Source organism: Streptosporangium sp. NPDC050855, assembly GCF_044456585.1.
GTDB lineage: Bacteria > Actinomycetota > Actinomycetes > Streptosporangiales > Streptosporangiaceae > Streptosporangium > Streptosporangium longisporum.
This window is the reverse complement of the sequence record NZ_JBITFY010000013.1, coordinates 82,875-100,178: the sequence shown is the minus strand read 5'-3', so window position 1 is coordinate 100,178 and position 17,304 is coordinate 82,875. Positions and strand designations below refer to the sequence as shown.

Below are 17,304 nucleotides of genomic sequence, written 5' to 3'. Positions count from 1 at the left end.
GGCCTCGCCGGAACGCGCCGAAGGAAAGAGAAGTGACCATGGACATCCTGCTCATCGCCGGCCTGTGGCTCGACGGATCCGCCTGGGACGACGTCGTGCCCGCCCTCGAGGCGCTCGGCCACCGGCCCGTGCCGATCAGCCTGCCCGGGCAGGGTGACGGGTCGGCCTCGGCCACCCTCGACGACCAGGTGGCGGCCGTGCTCGCCGCCGTGGACTCGGCGTCGGGGGCACCCATGGTGGTGGGGCACTCCGCCGCCTGCACCCTGGCCTGGCTGGCCGCCGACGCGCGGCCGGAGAGGGTCGCCAAGGTCGTGTTCATCGGAGGCTTCCCGGCCGCCGACGGGCAGCGCTACGCCGACCTCTTCGAGCCGGAGGACGGCGTGACGCCCTTTCCCGGCTGGGGTCCGTTCGAGGGGCCGGACTCCGCCGACCTCGGTGAGAAGGCCAGGCGGGACTTCGCGGACGCGGCGATCCCCGTGCCCGCAGGGGTGACGAAGGGCGTGGTGCGCCTGAGGGACGAGCGGCGGTTCGGCGTCCCCGTCCTCGTCGTGTGTCCGGAGTTCACCCCCGCCCAGGCCCGGGAGTGGATCGCCGCCGGTGACGCGCCCGAGGTGGCCGGGGTCGAGCACCTCGACCTCGTGGACATCGACTCGGGCCACTGGCCCATGATCACGGAGCCGTCCGGACTCGCCCGGCTCCTGGCCGCAGCGGCCCCGCGATGAACGCACCGCGGCGGCCGGGCGGCACGTCGGGCGTACCGCGGGCGCGTCCGGTGCACGGCCGGTGCGGGGCCGTTGCGGGGCCGGTGCACGGTCTTGTCCGACGGGTACCATTCCTCGCCGGCGGGCTCGTCCTTTCGGCGAGCCCCTGGAGGGTGCGGCATGGACGGCATCGGCGGTATCGGCTGCGCGCCGGCCCGCAACGGTGGAACATGTGGGGCGTTGCGCATCACCCCGACGGCTCATCCGCCGGGGATGCGGCCGGAAGGGGAGCTGGATCATGGCGGCGTGCCCGCGGTGACGATGACGGTGGCGTCGGCGCCGATGACTCATCCGGCGGCCTGCGGTGACGGCCCTCTTCACGTTGATCTGAGCGGGTCGGCCGTCATCGATGCCGGTGGTCTGCGAGTGCCGGTCGGCGCCGGTCTCGACGCGGGTGACGGCGACGCGGGCGTGATCCGGGCGACGTCGATCTCGCCGGTGGCGGGTCGCCCGTCGAAGCCGGTGGCGGGTCGCCTGTCGAAGCCGACCGGACGGGAGAGCGGACCCGGCCGGGGCCGAGCGTCCGTCATGGGCCGGGTGCGGCCCGGCGTCGGCGGACATCGCCGGCCCGTGGTCGCCACGGACACCGGTGTCGTGGACGGCGGAGGTTGATGGACAGGCGGCGCTCGGCGGCGGTGTGGACGGCGATCAACGACCACGCCCATGCCGAGGGCACGGCGGTCCGTCTCGAGACGGTGTGCCTGGTCTGCGCGCGGACACTACGCGCCCAAGGGGTGGGCATGGCCCTCAACGGCCGGCTCACGGGGTACGAACCGGTGTGCGGGAGCGGTGCGGGCGCCTTTCGCTCGATGGACCTGCACGCCACGCTGGGCGAGGGCCCGGGGCATGACGCGCTGGCCGGGGACCGGCCCGTGCTGGTCGACGACCTGGCCGATGACGCCACGCGGCGGCGCTGGCCGATGTTCGCCCCGGCCGCCGTGCAGGCAGGCGTCCGCGCGATTTTCGTGTTCCCGCTGCTGCTGGGAGTGATCTCGGTCGGTGTGCTGGAGATCAGCCGCACCGAGCCCGGATGGCTGACGCCGCAGCAGGTGGCCGACGCGCTGGTGTTCGCCGATGCGGCGCTGCTGGTGCAGGTGCAGCACCTGGCGTCCCCCGACGACGCCGACGAGGTGAAGGAACTGCGGTGGGAGAGCGCCGAGCGCTGGGCACAGGTGCACCAGGCCACCGGCATGGTGGCGATCCAGTCAGGTACCGACCTGAGTGCAGCGTTCGTCCGGTTACGCGCCCGCGCCTTCGCCGATGGACGCGGCCTGCTGGAGGTGGCCCGCGACGTGGTGGCGCGGCGGCTGCGATTCGAACCGGACTGACACCGGACCGGAGCCGCCGTGGCTCCCACGGACGACGAACCGCCGGACACGATCACGATCATGGAACGAAGGTGAGGACAGTGCTCGACCGACGGACGGCGCAGACGTTCGTGGAGCTGGCCGACACGCTGGTGGTCGGCTTCGACGTCATCGATTTCCTGCAGACGCTGGCCGAGCGCTGCGTGGACCTCCTCGACGTCGACGCCGCCGGCATCCTGCTGGCCGACCCGCGTGGCTCCTTGACGCTGGTGGCGGCCTCCACCGAACAGGTCCGCCTGCTGGAGCTGTTCCAGCTGCAGAACGAGGAAGGCCCCTGCCTGGACTGCTACCACAGCGGGCGACCGGTGATCTGCCCGGACCTGGCCGCTCCCCCGCAGCGATGGCCGCGTTTCGCCGCGGCGGCCCACCAGGTGGGCTTCGCCGCGGTGCAGGCCTTTCCGCTGCGGCTGCGCGACCAGGTACTGGGAGCGATGAACCTGTTCAGCGCCACCACCGAGGCCGTCTCTCCCGACCATGTCGCCGTGGCTCAGGCGCTGGCGGACGTGGCCACCATCGGCATCACCCATGAGCGCACCCTGCGCCGGCAGCAGCTCGTCACCGAGCAACTGCAACACGCCCTCAACAGCCGCATCGTCATCGAACAGGCCAGCGGCATGCTCGCCGAGCGCGGCCAGATCCCCATCGCCGAGGCGTTCGCGCTGATGCGCGCCCATGCCCGCAACCACAACGAGCGGCTGTCGGCGGTGGCCCGTCAGGTGACCGACCAGGACCCGATCGTGTCCGAGCTGCTCGGCGCCGCCCCGTCGTAGCCGGGCGGTCCGGGCAGCCGGTCGCTCAGGTGATGGGGGTCTGGGCGGTCGGACGGTGGTCCGGGCCGACCACGACGGCGAAGAGGGACTCCAGGCGGGTCAGGCACAGAAGCCGCCGGACGAAGGGGGTGAGCGCGGCGAGCCGCAGAGGGATCATGGCGGTGTCCGCACGGGTCCTGATCGCGACCAGGGCGGTCAGTCCACGGGCGTCCATGAAGGTCACCGCACCGAGGTCGAGGACCAGCGGGCCGGCGGCGCCGTCGATGAGCGAGGCGAGGCAGGCGTGCAGGCGGGGGGCGGTGGCCAGATCCACCTCACCGCCGACCTCGACCACGGTGTGGTCGTCGGGGTAGTCGTGCACGGGGCGGACGGTCAGATGAAACGGACCCATGGTGTCTCCCTGATGCATCACCTGAAGGACGCGGGGTCAAGACGGCCCAGGGAGATGGCGATGTACGAAACATGCCGAATAGGAAAAAACTGTGTGTGTATTTTTAAATACACTCCGTAGTGTAGGGCGTGGTCTCTCGAGGCACCAGCCCCGCCCCGAAACGATCGCCGGACGAGGGCCGCGGGAACGGGCCGCCGATCACGCCGTGAACCCTTCCCGAAGGCCATCGCTGGAGGCGGACCGGTGACGCCGTAGCGGCCCGTGCGTCATGACGTGGTGATGAGCTCGTCGGCGACCCACCGCGCGACCCCCTCGGGGAAGGGGGCGGGTCGCGCGGCCGGGGCCGGGGCGGGGGCGTACGGCATGGGCGCGGTCCTTTCGGTGCCGCGGGGGCTCAGCGGCGCCGCAGCGAGGGGTCGAGCAGGGCGGGCGGGGTGTCGAACCGCTCGTGCGGGGCCAGGTCGACGCCGGGTGCGACGACGGAGTCGACGGCGTCGAGCACGTCGGCGGGCAGCACCGTGTCCGCGGCGGCGAGCTGTGAGCGCAGGTGGTCCAGGGTGCGGGGGCCGATGATCGCGCTGGTCACGGCCGGGTGGGCGGTGACGAAGCCGAGCGCGAGCTGGATCATCGTCAGACCGGCCTCGTCGGCGACCTTCGCCAGCCGCTCGACCGCGTCGAGCCTGGCGCGGTTGGACGGGACGGACAGGTCGAAGCGCTCGGGCATGAACGCCGAGCGGTGGGTGGCGATCCGCCGGCCCTCGCGGATCGCGCCGGTCAGCCAGCCCGAGGCCAGCGGGCTCCACGCCAGCACCCCGAGCCCGTACTGCTCGGTGACGGGCAGGACGTGGGTCTCGATCCCGCGCTGCAGGATCGAGTAGCCGGGCTGCTCGGTGACGTAGCGGCCGAGGTGGTGCTCCCTGGCGGCCCACTGGGCCTGGACGATGCGGTAGGCGGGGAAGGTCGAGGAGCCGAAGTAGCGGATCTTGCCGGCGCGCCGCAGGTCGGTCAGGGCCGACAGCGTCTCCTCGTCACCGGTCGCCGGGTCCCACCGGTGGATCTGGTAGAGGTCGACGTGGTCGACGCCGAGTCGGCGCAGGCTGTTCTCCAGCTCGACGACCAGCCAGCGGCGCGAGCCGCCCCGGTGGTTGCGTTCCCGGCCCATCGGCAGGCCGGCCTTGGTGGCCAGCACGATGTCGTCGCGGCGGCCGGCGATGGCCCTGCCGACCATCTCCTCGGACTCGCCGGCGCCGTACATGTCGGCGGTGTCGACGAGGTTGATCCCGGCCTCGAGGGCGGCGTCGACGATGGCGGTGGCCTCGTCCTGGGTGGTGCGCCCGATGGCGCCGAAGTTCATCGCGCCGAGCGCGAGGGAGCTGACCTGAACGCCGGTACGGCCCAGGGTGCGGTACTGCATGGCGGGGTTCCTGACGTTGGTGGAGGGGATGCGACTCTGGCATCATGAGTAAACGGAACACCGTTCCGCATGACTCACGATACGGAACGCTGTTCCGTTTGGCAAACGCGACAGGGAGGACGTGGCACGTGAACGGCGGCGACGAGGACACGGGGCGGGCGGCCCCGCGCAAGCGGGCGGACGCCCGGCGCAACGAGAGGGTGCTGCTCGACGCCGCGGCGGCCGTCTTCGTGGCCTCGGGCGTCGAGGCACCGATCCGCGACATCGCGGCCAGGGCCGGGGTCGGGGTGGCCACGATCTACCGTCACTTCCCGACGCGCGCGGACCTCGTCATCGCCGTCTACCGGCACCAGATCGAGGCCTGCGCCGAGGCCGGGCCCGTGCTGCTCGCGAGCGGCACGAGCCCGCACGCGGCACTGGGACGATGGATCCACCTGTTCGTCGACTTCCTGGTCACCAAGCACGGGCTCGCCGCCGCGCTGCGGTCCGACGAGGCCGGCTTCCGGCAGCTGCACGCCTACTTCCTCGACCGGCTCCTGCCCGTGTGCGCCCGGCTCGTGGAGGCCGCGGCCGCGGCCGGCGAGATCCGTCCCGACCTGGAGGCGTACGAGCTCATGCGCGGCGTCGGGAACCTCTGCATCGGCGCGGACAGCGACCCCCGCTACGACGCGCGCCGCCTGGTCGGGCTCCTCGTGGACGGCCTGCGCCTGCCCGGTGCCGCCGGTCGGGCCGAAGGCGTGCCGTTCCCCGCGATTCCTTGATCCACACGGGTATAGCATCGGCGGCATGGCGATGCGGCTTGTTCAGATTGCGATGGACGCCCGGGACGACTCCGCGGTCGGCCGGTTCTGGGCGGAGGCGCTCGGCTGGGGTGTCGACAGCGAGGAACCCGGTGTGACCAACATCGAGCCCGTGGGTTTCGCCTACCCCGACCCCGTCGCCGTCTGCATCGACGTCATCGCCGTCCCGGAACCCAAGACGGTGAAGAACCGGGTGCACGTCGACCTGGCCACCACCTCCGTGGCCCATCAGGCGGAGCTGGTCGAGCGTCTGAAGGGGCTCGGTGCGACGCCCGCCGACATCGGCCAGGGCGATGTGCCGTGGACGGTCCTGGCCGACCCGGAGGGCAACGAGTTCTGCGTGCTGGAGCCCCGGGAGATCTACCGGGACACCGGGCCGATCGCCGCGGTGGTCGTCGACTGCGCGGACCCGCGGGCCATGGCCCGGTTCTGGGACGAGGCGATCGACTGGACCCTGCACGAGGTCACCGACGACCACGCGAGGATGCGCTCGGCCAGGGGCGTGGGCCCGTACCTGGAGTTCCTCCGCACGCCCGGCGTCAAGACCGTGAAGAACCGCGTCCATCTCGACCTGCGGCCCTACCCCGGCGACGACCAGGCCGCGGAGGTGGCCCGGCTGCGGGCGCTCGGGGCCACCGACCTCGACCTCGGCCAGGGCGACGTGCCGTGGACGTGCCTCGCCGACCCCGAGGGCAACGAGTTCGACGTCCTCACCCCCCGCTGACCTCCGACGCGGCCACCCCGCGCCGCCGGGCCGCGGACCCGGTCCGGCGCCGCGGTCGTCACCGGGATCCGCCGGGCGGACCGGCCGGCCGGAGACTTGAAGATCGTCAAGGTGTACCGAGCAGCAGGCCGACGGTGAAGGAGCCGCCGATGACCACCGACCCGACGATGACCCGGATCGGCCAGGGGGTGGAGTTGCATCACCACCAGGGCCGGCGGGAAGCCGCGCGCGAGCTGTTCGCGCAGATCTGGGACGACATCGGCGGCGAGCAGGGCGATCCGCTGCACGTCTGCGTCCTCGCCCACTCGATGGCCGACGTGCAGGACGACGTACGGCAGGAGCTGATGTGGGATCTGCGGGCGCTCGACGCCGTCGCGCTGGTCACCGATGAGCGGGTGGCGCAGGCCGGGGTGCCGCTCTCGGTGGCCGGCCTGTATCCGTCGCTGCACCTCAACCTGAGCGACTGCTACCGCAAGCTGGGCGACCTCGACCGCGCCCGCGAGCACCTGCGGCAGGCGCGGGCCCGGATCGGCGCACTGGGCGACGACGAGTACGGGAAGATCGTCAAGGGGGGCCTGGAGCGGCTGACCGAACAGCTGGGCGACACCGTCTGACCGCGCCTTCGGCGATCCGGACCCCCGACGACCGGAACGGACGGCCGCCGACCGGCCGCGTGCGGCGGTGAGCCCGGGGCAGGTGTCGAGGGAGCATCCGCGTCTTCGGGCGAAGGGGCCGGGCGCTTAGGTTGGGTCCATGGGTGACGAGGGGCTGCAGGCTGCGGGCGAGGGCACCGGGAAGCCGCCGGTCCCCCGCGGTGGGGAGGGCTGATGGCCACGGAGGAGGCACCCGAGCTGTACGAGGCGCTGGCCGTGTTCGCCGCGTCGGCGCGGTCGGCCTACGCCGACGGTTCGAACCTGCGGGTGCGCTCGTCGGGCATCGTGCACGCGGTGGTGATGACGCGCTGGCTGGGCGGGGAGCGGATGCCCGGTCCGGCGTGCATGGTCGGGGTGAGCGGGTGGGATCCGGGCGCGGCGCATCCGGACCGGGGCGCGGTCACCTGCCGGCGCTGCCTGAAGCTGACGACCTCGGAACCCGGGGACGAGCAGCTGGAGCTGTTCCCCGTGACCACCGCCGAGCCCGAGCGCGCCACCCCCGGCCGGGCCGATACGGGCGGGGCCGATACGGGCGGGGCCGGGTAGTACGCGTCCACGGCGCCCCGGTGCCGGCGACCGCCCGCGGTACCGCACCCCGCCCCCGGGCAGGGCGTCCGGAGCGGCGCCCATGGTCCTGGTGCCGGGGCCTGCCGTCTTGCCGGTGAAGTGACCCGTGGAGGACCGGCCGATCGTACTCGATCCTCTCGGCGACCCGTCGCGTGGTCACCGCGTCCCGGGCTTCCGGCAGGACGGTTTCCCGCGCGGTCGTTTTTCGCGCGGCTGTTTCCCCCGCGGCCGTTTCCCGGGCGGTCGTGGTGATCGGCCGCTCTCGCTCACGGCGCGTCCTGGTCCGCACGACCTCGATTCTATCGTCGCTGTTTTTCCTGTCATTGATATGTTAGTTTCGCTCTACATTCTAGCGCTGCTAGCAAAAGGAAAGATCATGCTCACCCCCGTCGCCTACGGCCTGGCCGTCGTGCTGAATCTGTTCATCATCTTCATCGGCCTCCGGTTCCTCCTGACACCCCACGCCTCGGCCGCCGGTTACGGCGTCCCCGCCAGGAAGGACGGTGACGGCGCCTACCTGGCCGTCAAGGGCGTGCGCGACCTCGGTTACGGCGTCCTCGGCCTCGTCCTGCTCGCCTTCGCGGGCGCCCGCGCCGAGGCCTGGTTCATGCTCGTCGTCGCCCTCGTCCCTCTGGGCGACACCGTCATCGTCCTGCGCCACGGCGGCACCAGGGCGGTCGCGTTCGGCATCCACTTCGCCACGGCCGTGGTCGTGCTCGTCAACGCCGCCCTCCTGTTCGCCGTCTGAGGCCCGAGAGCCCGTGACGGCCTTCGTGAGCCGGTCGGTGAGCCGGTCGGTGAGCCGGTCGGTGAGCCGGTCGGTGAGCCGGTCGGTGGCCCGATGCCGGGACGGTCTCCAGCCGGCCGGGGGCGGGGTCAGCCGTGTTCGGCGTGCCGGCCGTGGTCGGTGACCTGGGCGTCGAACCAGGCGTGCAACGCCTTCACCAGGGACGGGTCGGTGGTGGTGTAGGTGATCGTGGCCCCGGCGGGAAGTTCGGCGTAGCCGATGGTGATGCGGTCGTGGCCTTGTTCGAGGTCGCGCAGGCCCGGCATCCGGCCACCGTGGATGGAGGCCGGGTCGCCGTAGTCGCCCCTGCCGAAGCGTTCCGCCTCTTTGGTCAGGTGCTCGCGGATCAGGGCGACTTGCCCGGTGTCGGCCGGGTCGTCGGAGGTGACCGTCTGCACGCCACCGGTGGCGGACGTGGTGAAGCGGTGGGTGGTGCGCTCCAGGTCGAACGGCATCACCTGCCGGCCCTTGGCCGCGATCTCGGCCTGGCGGGCGGCCGACGCCTGCTCGTCGCGGCCGGTGAGCGCGTACGCGGTCACGGCGATCATGACGAGCGCCAGTGCCGCGACCAGCGCCTGGACGCGGCGATCCCTATGTTTCATCGATGGCCTCCGTGAGGATGGTCAGGGCGCGCAGCACGCCGGCACGCTCCCCTTCGGGAACACGGTCCAGAACGGCGGAGAACCGCTGGGACCTGGCCTCGGCGAGCCTGTGGGCGGCGCTCACCCCGGACGGGGTGAGCCGGACCAGCACGCCGCGTCCGTCGTCGGGCGCGGGGGTGCGCTCGGCCCAGCCGCGGTCGATGAGCTGGGTGACCAGCCGGCTGGTGGTGCTCTTCTCCAGCCGCAGCCGGTGGGCCAGCTCGCTCTGGCGCAGCGCGCCGTCTCTTGCCAGCTCGCCCAGCGCGTGCGCCTCCGAGACCGGGACGGGCTGCCCGCAGGGCGTCCGGTCCGGCTGGTGCAGGCCGAAGGCCCGCACGAAGCGGACCACGGCGTCCTGAAGTCCGCGATCAGCCGCCATGGTTCGACCATACAACCAAATGGTTGTACTGAACAACCGGATCGCGGGGAGGTCGTCGTCAGTCCCGGGCGGCGGGACGGGCCCGCGGCCCGGCCGCCACCGCTTCCGGACGCCCGGGCCGAGCCCTTCGGTGCGCCGGCCGGATCATCGGCCCGGTTCCCGGGTGGCGGCCCGTCACCTCCCCCGGATGGCCCCCGTGGGCGGAACCGGGGCCGGGCTTGATCCGGGCCCCGTCCTGGCCGGCGTGGCCCACGCCGGGGTGGGGCCGCCGTCGCGGCGCTACCCCGGCGCATTCCGGGCGGTACTCGAAGTGCCACCACTCGTTGTCGTACATGCGGTACAGGTCGTGGCGGGCGCCGTGTTCCTCGAGCCAGCGGGCCCCCTCGTGCGGTCGTACGTCCAGCGCGATGCCCTTGACGTGGCCGGATTCCGCCGGTGGCAGCACGAGCATGCGCGCCGAGGCCGGGGAGCCGGAGCGGCGCACCTCCTCGTCGAACATCCGCTGCTGGAGGAGGGGGTCGCGGTATCCCGAGGTGAGGCCGATGAGCTGGCCGTGACGCCAGAGCGCCCGGGTACGCGCCGCGGTGAACACCGCCAGGGCACCGTCGGTGAGCCCGGTGAGGTCCTCGGCGGGAAATCGCGTCCGCAACGCCCAGCGGCAGGCCACCTCCAGGGCCCGGCCGGGATGCCGGGCGAACGCCGCGGGCAGCAGGAGCACGGCGAGCACCAGCGTGACCACGGCGTACAGCCGGTCACGGGGCCGGGGTGGGATCGTGCGTGATTCGTTCATGACGAACTACGATTGGCGTCGAATGTGCGTGCGTTGTCCGCCGCATGTCACCGTTTCTCGACGGCGGCCACCGCCGGTGGATCGTCGTGGATCGTCGTGGATCGCCGGTGGATCGCCGGTGGATCGCCGGTGGATCGTCGGCGCGACCGTGACACGACCATGACACGGCGCGGACGGGGCGGGGACACGGCCGGTCGACAGTGGATGGAGTCGGCCGGCGGCGAGGTACGGAGCGTGCTGTTGATACTCGGTGGCGTGTCACGAGTGTTGTTGATCGAGGACGACCCCGCCGTGCGGGAGGGCCTCGAGCTGGCCCTGACCCGGCACGGGCACCGGGTGCGCGCGGTGGAGTCCGGTGAGCAGGGGCTGGAGCGGCTGCGTGCGGACCTTCCCGACGTCGTGGTGCTCGATCTGATGCTGCCCGGCATGGACGGGTTCGAGGTCTGCCGCCGTATCCGGGCCGCCGGGGACGTGCCGATCATCATGGTGACCGCGCGCGGCGACGACATGGACGTGGTGGCCGGGCTGGAGGCGGGCGCCGACGACTACGTGGTCAAGCCGGTGCAGCCCAGGGTGCTGGAGGCGCGCATCCGCGCGGTGCTGCGGCGGATCGGCCGGGACCAGGCGGAGCTGGAGCGGCACGGGGACCTGACCATCGACCGGGCCGGGCTGACGGTCTCCAACCGCGGCGTGCCGGTCAGCCTCGCCCCGACCGAGCTGCGCCTGTTGCTGGAGCTCTCCGGCACGCCGGGCCGGGTGCACAGCCGCCAGCAGCTGCTGGAGTCGGTGTGGGAGCACGGGTACTTCGGCGACTCGCGGCTGGTGGACGCCTGCGTGCAGCGGTTGCGCGCGAAGATCGAGGACGACTCTGCGGCGCCCGTCTACGTGCAGACGGTACGGGGCTTCGGGTACCGGTTCGGGCCGGTGTGATCCTCCGGTGGCATCCTGGCCGAACCTGGGGCTACGTGCCCGGCTGCTGTTCGCGTTCGCGCTGCTGTGCGTGGTCACCGTGACGGCGGTGGCCGGAGGGATCTACCTCCAGGCCCGCAACGACATCCTGCAGCGGACCCAGGACGCCACGGTCCAGGCGGTCAGGAGCCGCCTGCAGGCGCTCTACCCGTTGCGGAGCGCGACGCCGGGCCCGGCCGAGCTCGGCGACATCGCCGCCGCCGTGCCCGGCCAGGACGGCGTGGAGTATGCGATCGCCGTCTACGGTGGGATGCACTCGCCGGTCGCCCCCTCAGGGCCCGGGAGGCCGGGCCGGAGGGTGCTGGCTCCGCCGGAGCCCGGCAGGCCGGACGGGGGGATGCCGGTCCCGCAGGCCCCGCCGGAGCCCGGGGGGCCGGACGGGAGGGTGCCGGCCATGGATCTCGGGGTGGTTTCACCGGAGTTGCGGCGGGTGGTGGCCGGCGGCGATACCGCATGGCAACGCGTGGTGCGGCAGGGTGTGCCCTGGCTGATCATCGGCGCGCCGTTGCTGATCACCGAACCGGACGGCACGGCGCGGGTATCGGGTGTCGAGGTCTACGCCGCGCGCAGCCTGCTCGCCGAACAGCGCAGCATCGACGACCTCGCCACCCGCGCCTGGCTGATCGGCGGGGCGGCCCTGGGATTCGCGGTCGTCCTCGCGTTGCTGGCCACCCGGAGCGTGCTGGGCCCGGTGCGCGAGCTCGGCCGGGCGGCACGCCTGCTGGGCGAGGGCGAGCTGCGGACCAGGATCGTGGTCCGCGGCTCCGACGAGCTGGCCGAGGTGGCGCGCACGTTCAACGACACCGCCGCGGAGCTGGAACGGCACGTCACGCAGCTGCGCGAGATGGAGGCCGACGCCCGCCGGTTCGTGGCCGACGTGTCCCACGAGCTGCGCACCCCGCTGGCCGCGCTCACCGCGGTCGCCGACGTCCTCGACGAGGAGGCGGCCGGGCTGCCCGAGCCCGCAGGCAGGGCCGCCAGGCTGGTCAGCCAGGAGACGCTCAACCTCACCGCGCTGGTGAACGACCTCATCGAGATCAGCAGGTTCGACTCGGGCGTCGCGGCCCTCGTGCCGAACGAGGTCGACGTGGCCGAGCTGGTGCGCTCGACCCTGCGGGTGCGGGGCTGGTCGGAGCGGGTGCAGGCCGAGCTTCCCCCGGCGGTGACGGCACGGCTGGACCCGCGCCGGGTGGACGTCATCCTCGCGAACCTGGTCGGCAACGCCCTGCGGCACGGCGAACCACCGGTGTCGGTACGGCTCTCCGCCGACCCGCACCGGATCGTTCTGGAGGTCCGCGACCACGGACCGGGGCTGGACGAGGCGGTGCTGCCGCACGTGTTCGACCGTTTCTACAAGGCCAGCGCGGCCAGGGCCAGGTCCGAGGGCAGCGGCCTGGGCCTGGCCATCGCGCGGGAGAACGCGCGCCTGCACCGGGGTGACCTCACCGTCGCCAACGCCCCGGACGGCGGCGCCGTCTTCACGCTGCGCCTGCCACGCCGGGCACCCGAACCGGTGTCCGACCCGGGCGGGGGCCCCGGGTGAGGACCGGCCCCGCCCGCCGCGTGCTCGCCGCGGGCCTCGTGTCGCTCGCCGTCGTGGCCGGCTGCGGCGTGCAGCCCAGCGACGTCATCCCCGCCGGCGACCCGCCGAGCGGAGGCGTCGTACCGGCCACCACGATCACCCTCTACCTGGTGAAGGACGGCCGGCTCACCGCGGTGACGCGGCCCCGGCCCGGTGGCCGTCCGCTGTTCGAGGCGGACACGCTCGCGCTGCTGGCGGCCGGGCCCACCGCGAGGGAGCAGGCGCACGGGCTCACCAGCGACGTTCCGCCCGAGGCCGGCCCGTTCTCGGTGACCGGCAGGTCCGCGGGCCACGTGGTGGTGACCCTGTCCACCCCGGCCGGTGAGCTGTCCGCGCTGGCCGTCGGCCAGATCGTGTGCACGGCCGCCGCCACGGCGCCCGAGAGCCCCGCCCGGGTCACGGTCGTCGGTGCCGGGCAGAGCGTCGGCCCCCACAGCTGCCCGGCATGACGGCGGCGCCTTCCGGGCCGCCGGTCGTGCGGGCCGCATCCGCCGATGCCGTGGCGTGCCTCGGGCCGCCTCAGGCGGTGGTCTTCACCAGGTGGCGCAGCGTCTCGCCGAGCTCGGTCGTACACGTGTGCCGCCTGCCGCCCCCGGGCCGCAGGACGCCTCGCTGCTCGGCGTCGTACAGGCCGGCCAGTTCCTCGGCGAGCCGGGGCGGAACGCCCCCCTCCACCATCGTGGAGACCCACGCGGGCCGCGGGACGGTCACCACCGTGAGCGGCCTGCCGAGAACGGCCGCCAGCTCCTCGGCCACCTGCCGTTCCGAGTACTCGGGGCCGTCCAGATCGATGATCTCGCCGGCCGGGGCGGGCGCCGTGAGGGAGCCGGCGACCACCCCGCCGATGTCGCGCGTCGCGATCATCGGGACGGGCACGTCGGCCGACGCCCCGAAGACCGGGTAGACGCCGGCCCCGAGAGCGGCGTCGAGCACCGTCTCGACCTTCTCCTGGAAGTGCGACGCGCGAATCGCGGTCAGGGGCACGCCCGTCTCGCGCAGCCGGTTCTCCATGTGGTGGAGCCAGCGGATGGGGCCGGTGCCCTCGGCCAGCTCGGCCCCGATCGAGGACAGCATCACCACGTGCGGGACACCGCCGTCCAGGACCGCACCGGCGATCGAGTCGGCCAGCCCGCGGTGGTAGGCGTCGGGGTCGGCCGCCGCCGGATCCGTCGGCAGCAGGACGAACACCCCGCGGCAGCCGCGGAACGTCTCCGCCAGCGCCGCCCTGTCGCCGAGATCGGCGACGGAGACCTCGGCTCCCGCTCCGGTCCAGTCCGCGCCCTTGGCCGCGTCGCGGACCACGGCCCGCACCGCTTCCCCCCTGGCCAGGAGGTCCCGGGCCGCCGCCCCGCCTACGTGGCCTGTCACTCCTGTGATCGCGTACATCGGATGCCTCCGGTGGGTCGTCGAGGTGGGTCGTCGAGTGGGTCATGCCCAGTGAACAGGCATCGGGAGAGACGATCCATATTCCGTACGCTCACTTCCATTTCTGTACGTCTAAACTGAGGTCGTGGATCCCCTCGCTGACCTGCTCGACGGCGTTCGTGCCCGAAGCGCGGCGTTCTGTCAGGCGATCCTGGAACCTCCGTGGTCGCTGCGGATCTCCGACGGCGCCCCGCTCGCCCTGGCCACCACGCTGCGCGGGCACGCCTGGATCATGCTCGGCGACGGTGAGCCGGTGCCGATGCGCACCGGGGACGTGGCCATCGTCAAGGGACCGGATCCGTACACGATCAGCGACGACCCGGCGACCCCGCCGGAGATCATGGTCCACGCGGGCAACCGGCTGACCACCATGGACGGCGTCGACATCACCGAGAGGCTGCGGCTCGGGCCGCGCACGAGCGGGCACGGCCCCGACGGGTCGGCGATCGTGGCCAGCGGGACCTACCAGGTCACCGGGGACGTGAGCGAGCGGCTGCTGAACGCCCTGCCGCAGGTCGTGCTCGTGCCGCGGTCGGGCGAGCAGTCCCCGATCATGGAACTGCTCGCCCGGGAGGTCGACAACGAAGGACCCGGCCAGCAGGTCGTCCTCGACCGTCTCCTGGATCTGGCACTGCTCGCGACCCTGCGCGCCTGGTTCGCCCGCCCCGAGGCCCGGGCACCCGGCTGGTACCGGGCGCAGAGCGATCCGCTGATCGGCCCGGCGCTGCGGCTGATCCATGACGATCCGGCCCGCCCGTGGACGGTCGCCTCGCTGGCGCAGAAGGTGGGCGCCTCACGCGCGGCGTTCGCGCGCCGGTTCACCACCCTCGTGGGGGAACCCCCCATGGCGTACCTCACCGGCTGGCGGATGGCGCTCGCCGCCGACCTGCTGCGCTCCTCCGACACCACGATCGACGCGGTCGCCCGCCACGTCGGCTACGCCAACGCCTTCGCGCTGAGCGTGGCCTTCAAACGGGTACGCGGCGTGTCCCCGAGCCGCCACCGGGCGGGCAGGTGAGACCGGCGCCCGACGAGGACCGGCCGGCCGGCATCGTCCAGGACGACCTCCATGCCCTGATCCCGCGCGGACGGCGGGGCGGTCCCGTACGGCTCAGATCATCCGCCGCAGGGCGGTCTCCACGGCGTCGACGAGCGCGTCGCCCTCGGTGCCGGGGTGGCGGGTGAGACCGAGTTCGACGTCCGGCAGGGCGGGCAACGCGGTGGCGTCGTGGCAGGCCATGGCCGGTTCGAGGTTGGCGGGCAGGAGCGCCGCGACCCCGAGCCCGGCCCGCAGCGCGGCCAGCACCCCGGCGAGACTGTTGCTCTCGAACGCCACCCGCCAGGGACGTCCCGTGCCCTCCATCGTCTCCAGCACCGACGTCCGCCAGGCGCACGTGTTCGAGAACAGCACCACCGGCAGCGGATCGGCGCCGGTGTCGACTCCCTGCCCTACCGCCCAGACCAGCGGCAGACGCACCGTCCAGCGCGGTGGCCAGGGAAGATGGGGGACCTCGTCGAGCACGAGCTGGACACGGCCCGTGTCGTAGGCCTCCCGCATCGCCGCGCCGGAAAGGCTGAGCACCTCCAGCCTCGCCTCGGGGTGCGGCCGCGCGAGGTCGGCGAGCACCTGGGAGAGACGGGAGGCGGCGAGGTCTTCGAGGAGTCCCACCCCGCAGCGCCCGGTGAGCGCACGTCCCGTCCCGGCGAGCGCCTGGGCCGACAGCGCGAGAATGCGCTCGGCGTAGGGAAGCAGCTCCTCGCCCGCCCGGGTCGGTGAGACACCGGACGGCGCCCGGTGCAGCAGCGGACCGCCCACGTCCCTCTCCAGCCTGCGCAACTGCTGGCTGAGCGCGGGCTGGGTGCGGCCGAGCGCCGTCGCCGCGCGGCTGATGCTGCCCGCCCGCACGGCGGTGACGAACGACCGCAGCAGCGCGATGTCGAGATCACGGGCCATAAGCATTCATTATGCCCCGCCCAACGAATTGACGACTTCCTATGGCCTTCCCGGTGTCCTAGCGTCACACCGGTGATCGAGTTTCGGCGGGTGCTCGCGGTGCCGGGGATGGCGCCGCTGCTGGGCATCTCGCTGCTCGCCCGTGCCGCGATCACGGCGGACGCGATGGCGTTGACGATGTACGTCGTGCTCGCCCTCGACCTGAGTTACGCGGCGGCCGGAGCCGTGGTGGCGGCGCTCACCGCGGGTGTCGCGCTGGGCGGGCCGCTGCTGGGACGGATGATCGACCGGCGGGGCCTGCGTGTCGTGCTGTCGGCCACGGTCGTTCCGCAGTTCGTGTTCTGGCTGACCGTCCCCGTGCTGCCGTACGTGGTCCTGCTGGGCGCCTCCTTCGCCGCCGGTCTGCTGATGGTGCCGATCCAGGCGGTCACCAGGCAGGCGATCGCCGCGATGACGACGGCGGAACAGCGGCGGGCGGCGTTCGCGCTGGAGTCGGTGGCGGGCGAGCTGTCGTACCTCGTGGGGCCGACGCTGGTGATCCTGTGCGCGGCGCGGTTCTCCCCCGGCGTGGTGGCCTGGGGGGTGGGCGCCGCGATCGTCGCCGGCGGGGCGGGGATCGCCCTGCTCGACCCGCCGCTGCGGGCCGAAGACGAGACCGGGACCGGGACCGGGGTAGCGGGCCGGCCCCGGCGCCGGGAGTGGCTCGAAGCGCCCATGGCCGCCGTCCTGACGATGGGGTTCGGCGTCGCGATGCTGCTCAGCGGCGTCGACCTGGCCATCGTCGCCACCCTCCGGGAGGCCGGTCAGGTCTCGTGGGCGGCCCTGGTCGTCGCCGTGTTCGGGCTGACGTCCGTCGTGGGCGGCCTGGTGTACGGGGCGCTGCCCCGGCCGATGCCCACCTGGCTGCTGCTCGGCCTTCTCGGGCTGGTGACGGTTCCGGCCGGACTCGCCCATGACTGGCCCTGGCTGTGCGCGGCCGTCGCCGGTGCCGGACTGCTCACCGCCCCGACCCTTTCCACGGTCTCCGACGAGGTGAGCCGGCTGGCGCCGGCCGGTGCGCGAGGCGAGGCGACCGGCCTGCAGTCCTCGGCGGCGAGCGCGGGGTTCGCGCTCGGCGCCCCGGTCGTGGGAGCGGCGATCGACGCCTCCGTCCCGGCGAGCGGCTTCGCGGCCGCCGGCCTGGTCGGCCTGCTCGCCGCGCTGGCGGGATACCTGCTCTCGCGCCGGTCACCCGCCGCGCCGTCTCCGTCGTCCTCGTCACGGGCACCCGATCGGACCCGGCGGGTGACCGTCAGGAACCCCACGTCGAGGTAGCGCGCCGGAGATCACC

Annotated in this window: 21 protein-coding genes; 14 read left to right on the top strand and 7 right to left on the bottom strand. The window is 73.2% G+C overall.

The features are described 5' to 3' along the window. Window positions 1–38: 38 nt before the first annotated feature. The 4 genes from ACIBCT_RS25315 to ACIBCT_RS25300 all read left to right on the top strand — a co-directional run bounded on the left by ACIBCT_RS25315 (window position 39) and on the right by ACIBCT_RS25300 (window position 2,898). The gene (locus ACIBCT_RS25315; protein ID WP_399192807.1) at window positions 39–722 is read left to right on the top strand and encodes an alpha/beta fold hydrolase; all 684 of its coding nucleotides are present in this window, start codon (window positions 39–41) and stop codon (window positions 720–722) included. 159 nt (window positions 723–881) lie between these two features. Then, window positions 882–1,373 carry a hypothetical protein gene (locus ACIBCT_RS25310; RefSeq protein WP_399192492.1) on the top strand — a complete coding sequence of 164 codons (492 nt, stop codon included), beginning with the start codon at window positions 882–884 and terminating at the stop codon, window positions 1,371–1,373. After that, window positions 1,373–2,089 (top strand): GAF and ANTAR domain-containing protein, encoded by a 717-nt coding sequence (locus ACIBCT_RS25305; RefSeq protein ID WP_399192490.1) that lies wholly within the window; start codon window positions 1,373–1,375, stop codon window positions 2,087–2,089. The genes ACIBCT_RS25310 and ACIBCT_RS25305 overlap by 1 nt, the downstream gene beginning before the upstream one ends. 80 nt (window positions 2,090–2,169) lie before the next feature. Then, the gene (locus ACIBCT_RS25300) at window positions 2,170–2,898 is read left to right on the top strand and encodes a GAF and ANTAR domain-containing protein (protein ID WP_399192488.1); all 729 of its coding nucleotides are present in this window, start codon (window positions 2,170–2,172) and stop codon (window positions 2,896–2,898) included. Window positions 2,899–2,923: 25 nt separating this feature from the next. Here ACIBCT_RS25300 and ACIBCT_RS25295 read toward each other — a convergent pair whose 3' ends face one another. Together ACIBCT_RS25295 and ACIBCT_RS25290 are read right to left on the bottom strand one after the other, a co-directional pair. Further along, window positions 2,924–3,289, bottom strand: a complete 366-nt coding sequence (locus tag ACIBCT_RS25295) for an STAS domain-containing protein (protein ID WP_399192486.1) — start codon at window positions 3,287–3,289, stop codon at window positions 2,924–2,926. Window positions 3,290–3,683: 394 nt separating this feature from the next. Continuing rightward, entirely contained in the window at window positions 3,684–4,703 is a 1,020-nt protein-coding gene (locus ACIBCT_RS25290) for an aldo/keto reductase (protein ID WP_399192484.1), read from the bottom strand. Between the two features lie 128 nt (window positions 4,704–4,831). Here ACIBCT_RS25290 and ACIBCT_RS25285 point away from each other — a divergent pair, with 128 nt between their 5' ends. From ACIBCT_RS25285 to ACIBCT_RS25265, 5 genes are all read left to right on the top strand, one after another. Next, window positions 4,832–5,464 carry a TetR/AcrR family transcriptional regulator gene (locus ACIBCT_RS25285; protein WP_399192482.1) on the top strand — a complete coding sequence of 211 codons (633 nt, stop codon included), beginning with the start codon at window positions 4,832–4,834 and terminating at the stop codon, window positions 5,462–5,464. Window positions 5,465–5,489: 25 nt separating this feature from the next. Next, window positions 5,490–6,227 carry a VOC family protein gene (locus ACIBCT_RS25280; RefSeq protein ID WP_399192480.1) on the top strand — a complete coding sequence of 246 codons (738 nt, stop codon included), beginning with the start codon at window positions 5,490–5,492 and terminating at the stop codon, window positions 6,225–6,227. Between the two features lie 149 nt (window positions 6,228–6,376). Next, window positions 6,377–6,841, top strand: coding sequence for a tetratricopeptide repeat protein (locus tag ACIBCT_RS25275; RefSeq protein WP_399192478.1), 465 nt, complete (start codon window positions 6,377–6,379; stop codon window positions 6,839–6,841). A 213-nt stretch (window positions 6,842–7,054) separates the two neighbouring features. Then, window positions 7,055–7,426, top strand: a complete 372-nt coding sequence (locus ACIBCT_RS25270; protein WP_399192476.1) for a hypothetical protein — start codon at window positions 7,055–7,057, stop codon at window positions 7,424–7,426. A 397-nt stretch (window positions 7,427–7,823) separates the two neighbouring features. After that, window positions 7,824–8,195 carry a DUF4267 domain-containing protein gene (locus ACIBCT_RS25265; RefSeq protein ID WP_399192474.1) on the top strand — a complete coding sequence of 124 codons (372 nt, stop codon included), beginning with the start codon at window positions 7,824–7,826 and terminating at the stop codon, window positions 8,193–8,195. Window positions 8,196–8,323: 128 nt separating this feature from the next. Here ACIBCT_RS25265 and ACIBCT_RS25260 read toward each other — a convergent pair whose 3' ends face one another. From ACIBCT_RS25260 to vanY-N, 3 genes are read right to left on the bottom strand one after another with little or no spacing between them, the layout of a single operon-like run. Continuing rightward, window positions 8,324–8,836: a hypothetical protein gene (locus ACIBCT_RS25260; protein ID WP_399192472.1), complete on the bottom strand. Its 513-nt coding sequence runs from the start codon at window positions 8,834–8,836 to the stop codon at window positions 8,324–8,326. Further along, a complete protein-coding gene (locus ACIBCT_RS25255; RefSeq protein ID WP_399192470.1) occupies window positions 8,826–9,254 on the bottom strand; it encodes a MarR family winged helix-turn-helix transcriptional regulator in 429 nt (142 codons plus the stop codon). The genes ACIBCT_RS25260 and ACIBCT_RS25255 overlap by 11 nt, the downstream gene beginning before the upstream one ends. Before the next feature lie 58 nt (window positions 9,255–9,312). Next, the gene (gene vanY-N / locus ACIBCT_RS25250; protein WP_399192468.1) at window positions 9,313–10,044 is read right to left on the bottom strand and encodes a D,D-peptidase/D,D-carboxypeptidase VanY-N; all 732 of its coding nucleotides are present in this window, start codon (window positions 10,042–10,044) and stop codon (window positions 9,313–9,315) included. Window positions 10,045–10,299: 255 nt separating this feature from the next. On the opposite strand from vanY-N, the gene ACIBCT_RS25245 reads away from it, so the two are divergent. The 3 genes from ACIBCT_RS25245 to ACIBCT_RS25235 are packed head-to-tail and all read left to right on the top strand — an operon-like array spanning window position 10,300 to window position 13,044. Then, complete coding sequence (locus tag ACIBCT_RS25245) at window positions 10,300–10,974, top strand: response regulator (RefSeq protein WP_399192466.1); 675 nt, start codon at window positions 10,300–10,302, stop codon at window positions 10,972–10,974. Window positions 10,975–10,981: 7 nt separating this feature from the next. Continuing rightward, window positions 10,982–12,556 carry an ATP-binding protein gene (locus ACIBCT_RS25240; protein WP_399192464.1) on the top strand — a complete coding sequence of 525 codons (1,575 nt, stop codon included), beginning with the start codon at window positions 10,982–10,984 and terminating at the stop codon, window positions 12,554–12,556. Next, complete coding sequence (locus tag ACIBCT_RS25235) at window positions 12,553–13,044, top strand: hypothetical protein (RefSeq protein ID WP_399192462.1); 492 nt, start codon at window positions 12,553–12,555, stop codon at window positions 13,042–13,044. The genes ACIBCT_RS25240 and ACIBCT_RS25235 overlap by 4 nt, the downstream gene beginning before the upstream one ends. 70 nt (window positions 13,045–13,114) lie before the next feature. On the opposite strand, the gene ACIBCT_RS25230 is transcribed toward ACIBCT_RS25235, so the two are convergent. Next, window positions 13,115–13,963, bottom strand: a complete 849-nt coding sequence (locus tag ACIBCT_RS25230; RefSeq protein ID WP_399192460.1) for an NAD(P)H-binding protein — start codon at window positions 13,961–13,963, stop codon at window positions 13,115–13,117. A 142-nt stretch (window positions 13,964–14,105) separates the two neighbouring features. Between ACIBCT_RS25230 and ACIBCT_RS25225 the strand changes: the two genes are divergently transcribed. Next, a complete protein-coding gene (locus tag ACIBCT_RS25225; RefSeq protein WP_399192458.1) occupies window positions 14,106–15,038 on the top strand; it encodes an AraC family transcriptional regulator in 933 nt (310 codons plus the stop codon). Between the two features lie 93 nt (window positions 15,039–15,131). On the opposite strand, the gene ACIBCT_RS25220 is transcribed toward ACIBCT_RS25225, so the two are convergent. Next, window positions 15,132–15,974 carry a LysR family transcriptional regulator gene (locus ACIBCT_RS25220; RefSeq protein ID WP_399192456.1) on the bottom strand — a complete coding sequence of 281 codons (843 nt, stop codon included), beginning with the start codon at window positions 15,972–15,974 and terminating at the stop codon, window positions 15,132–15,134. Between the two features lie 72 nt (window positions 15,975–16,046). On the opposite strand from ACIBCT_RS25220, the gene ACIBCT_RS25215 reads away from it, so the two are divergent. Further along, complete coding sequence (locus ACIBCT_RS25215; protein ID WP_399192454.1) at window positions 16,047–17,288, top strand: MFS transporter; 1,242 nt, start codon at window positions 16,047–16,049, stop codon at window positions 17,286–17,288. Window positions 17,289–17,304: the final 16 nt, after the last annotated feature.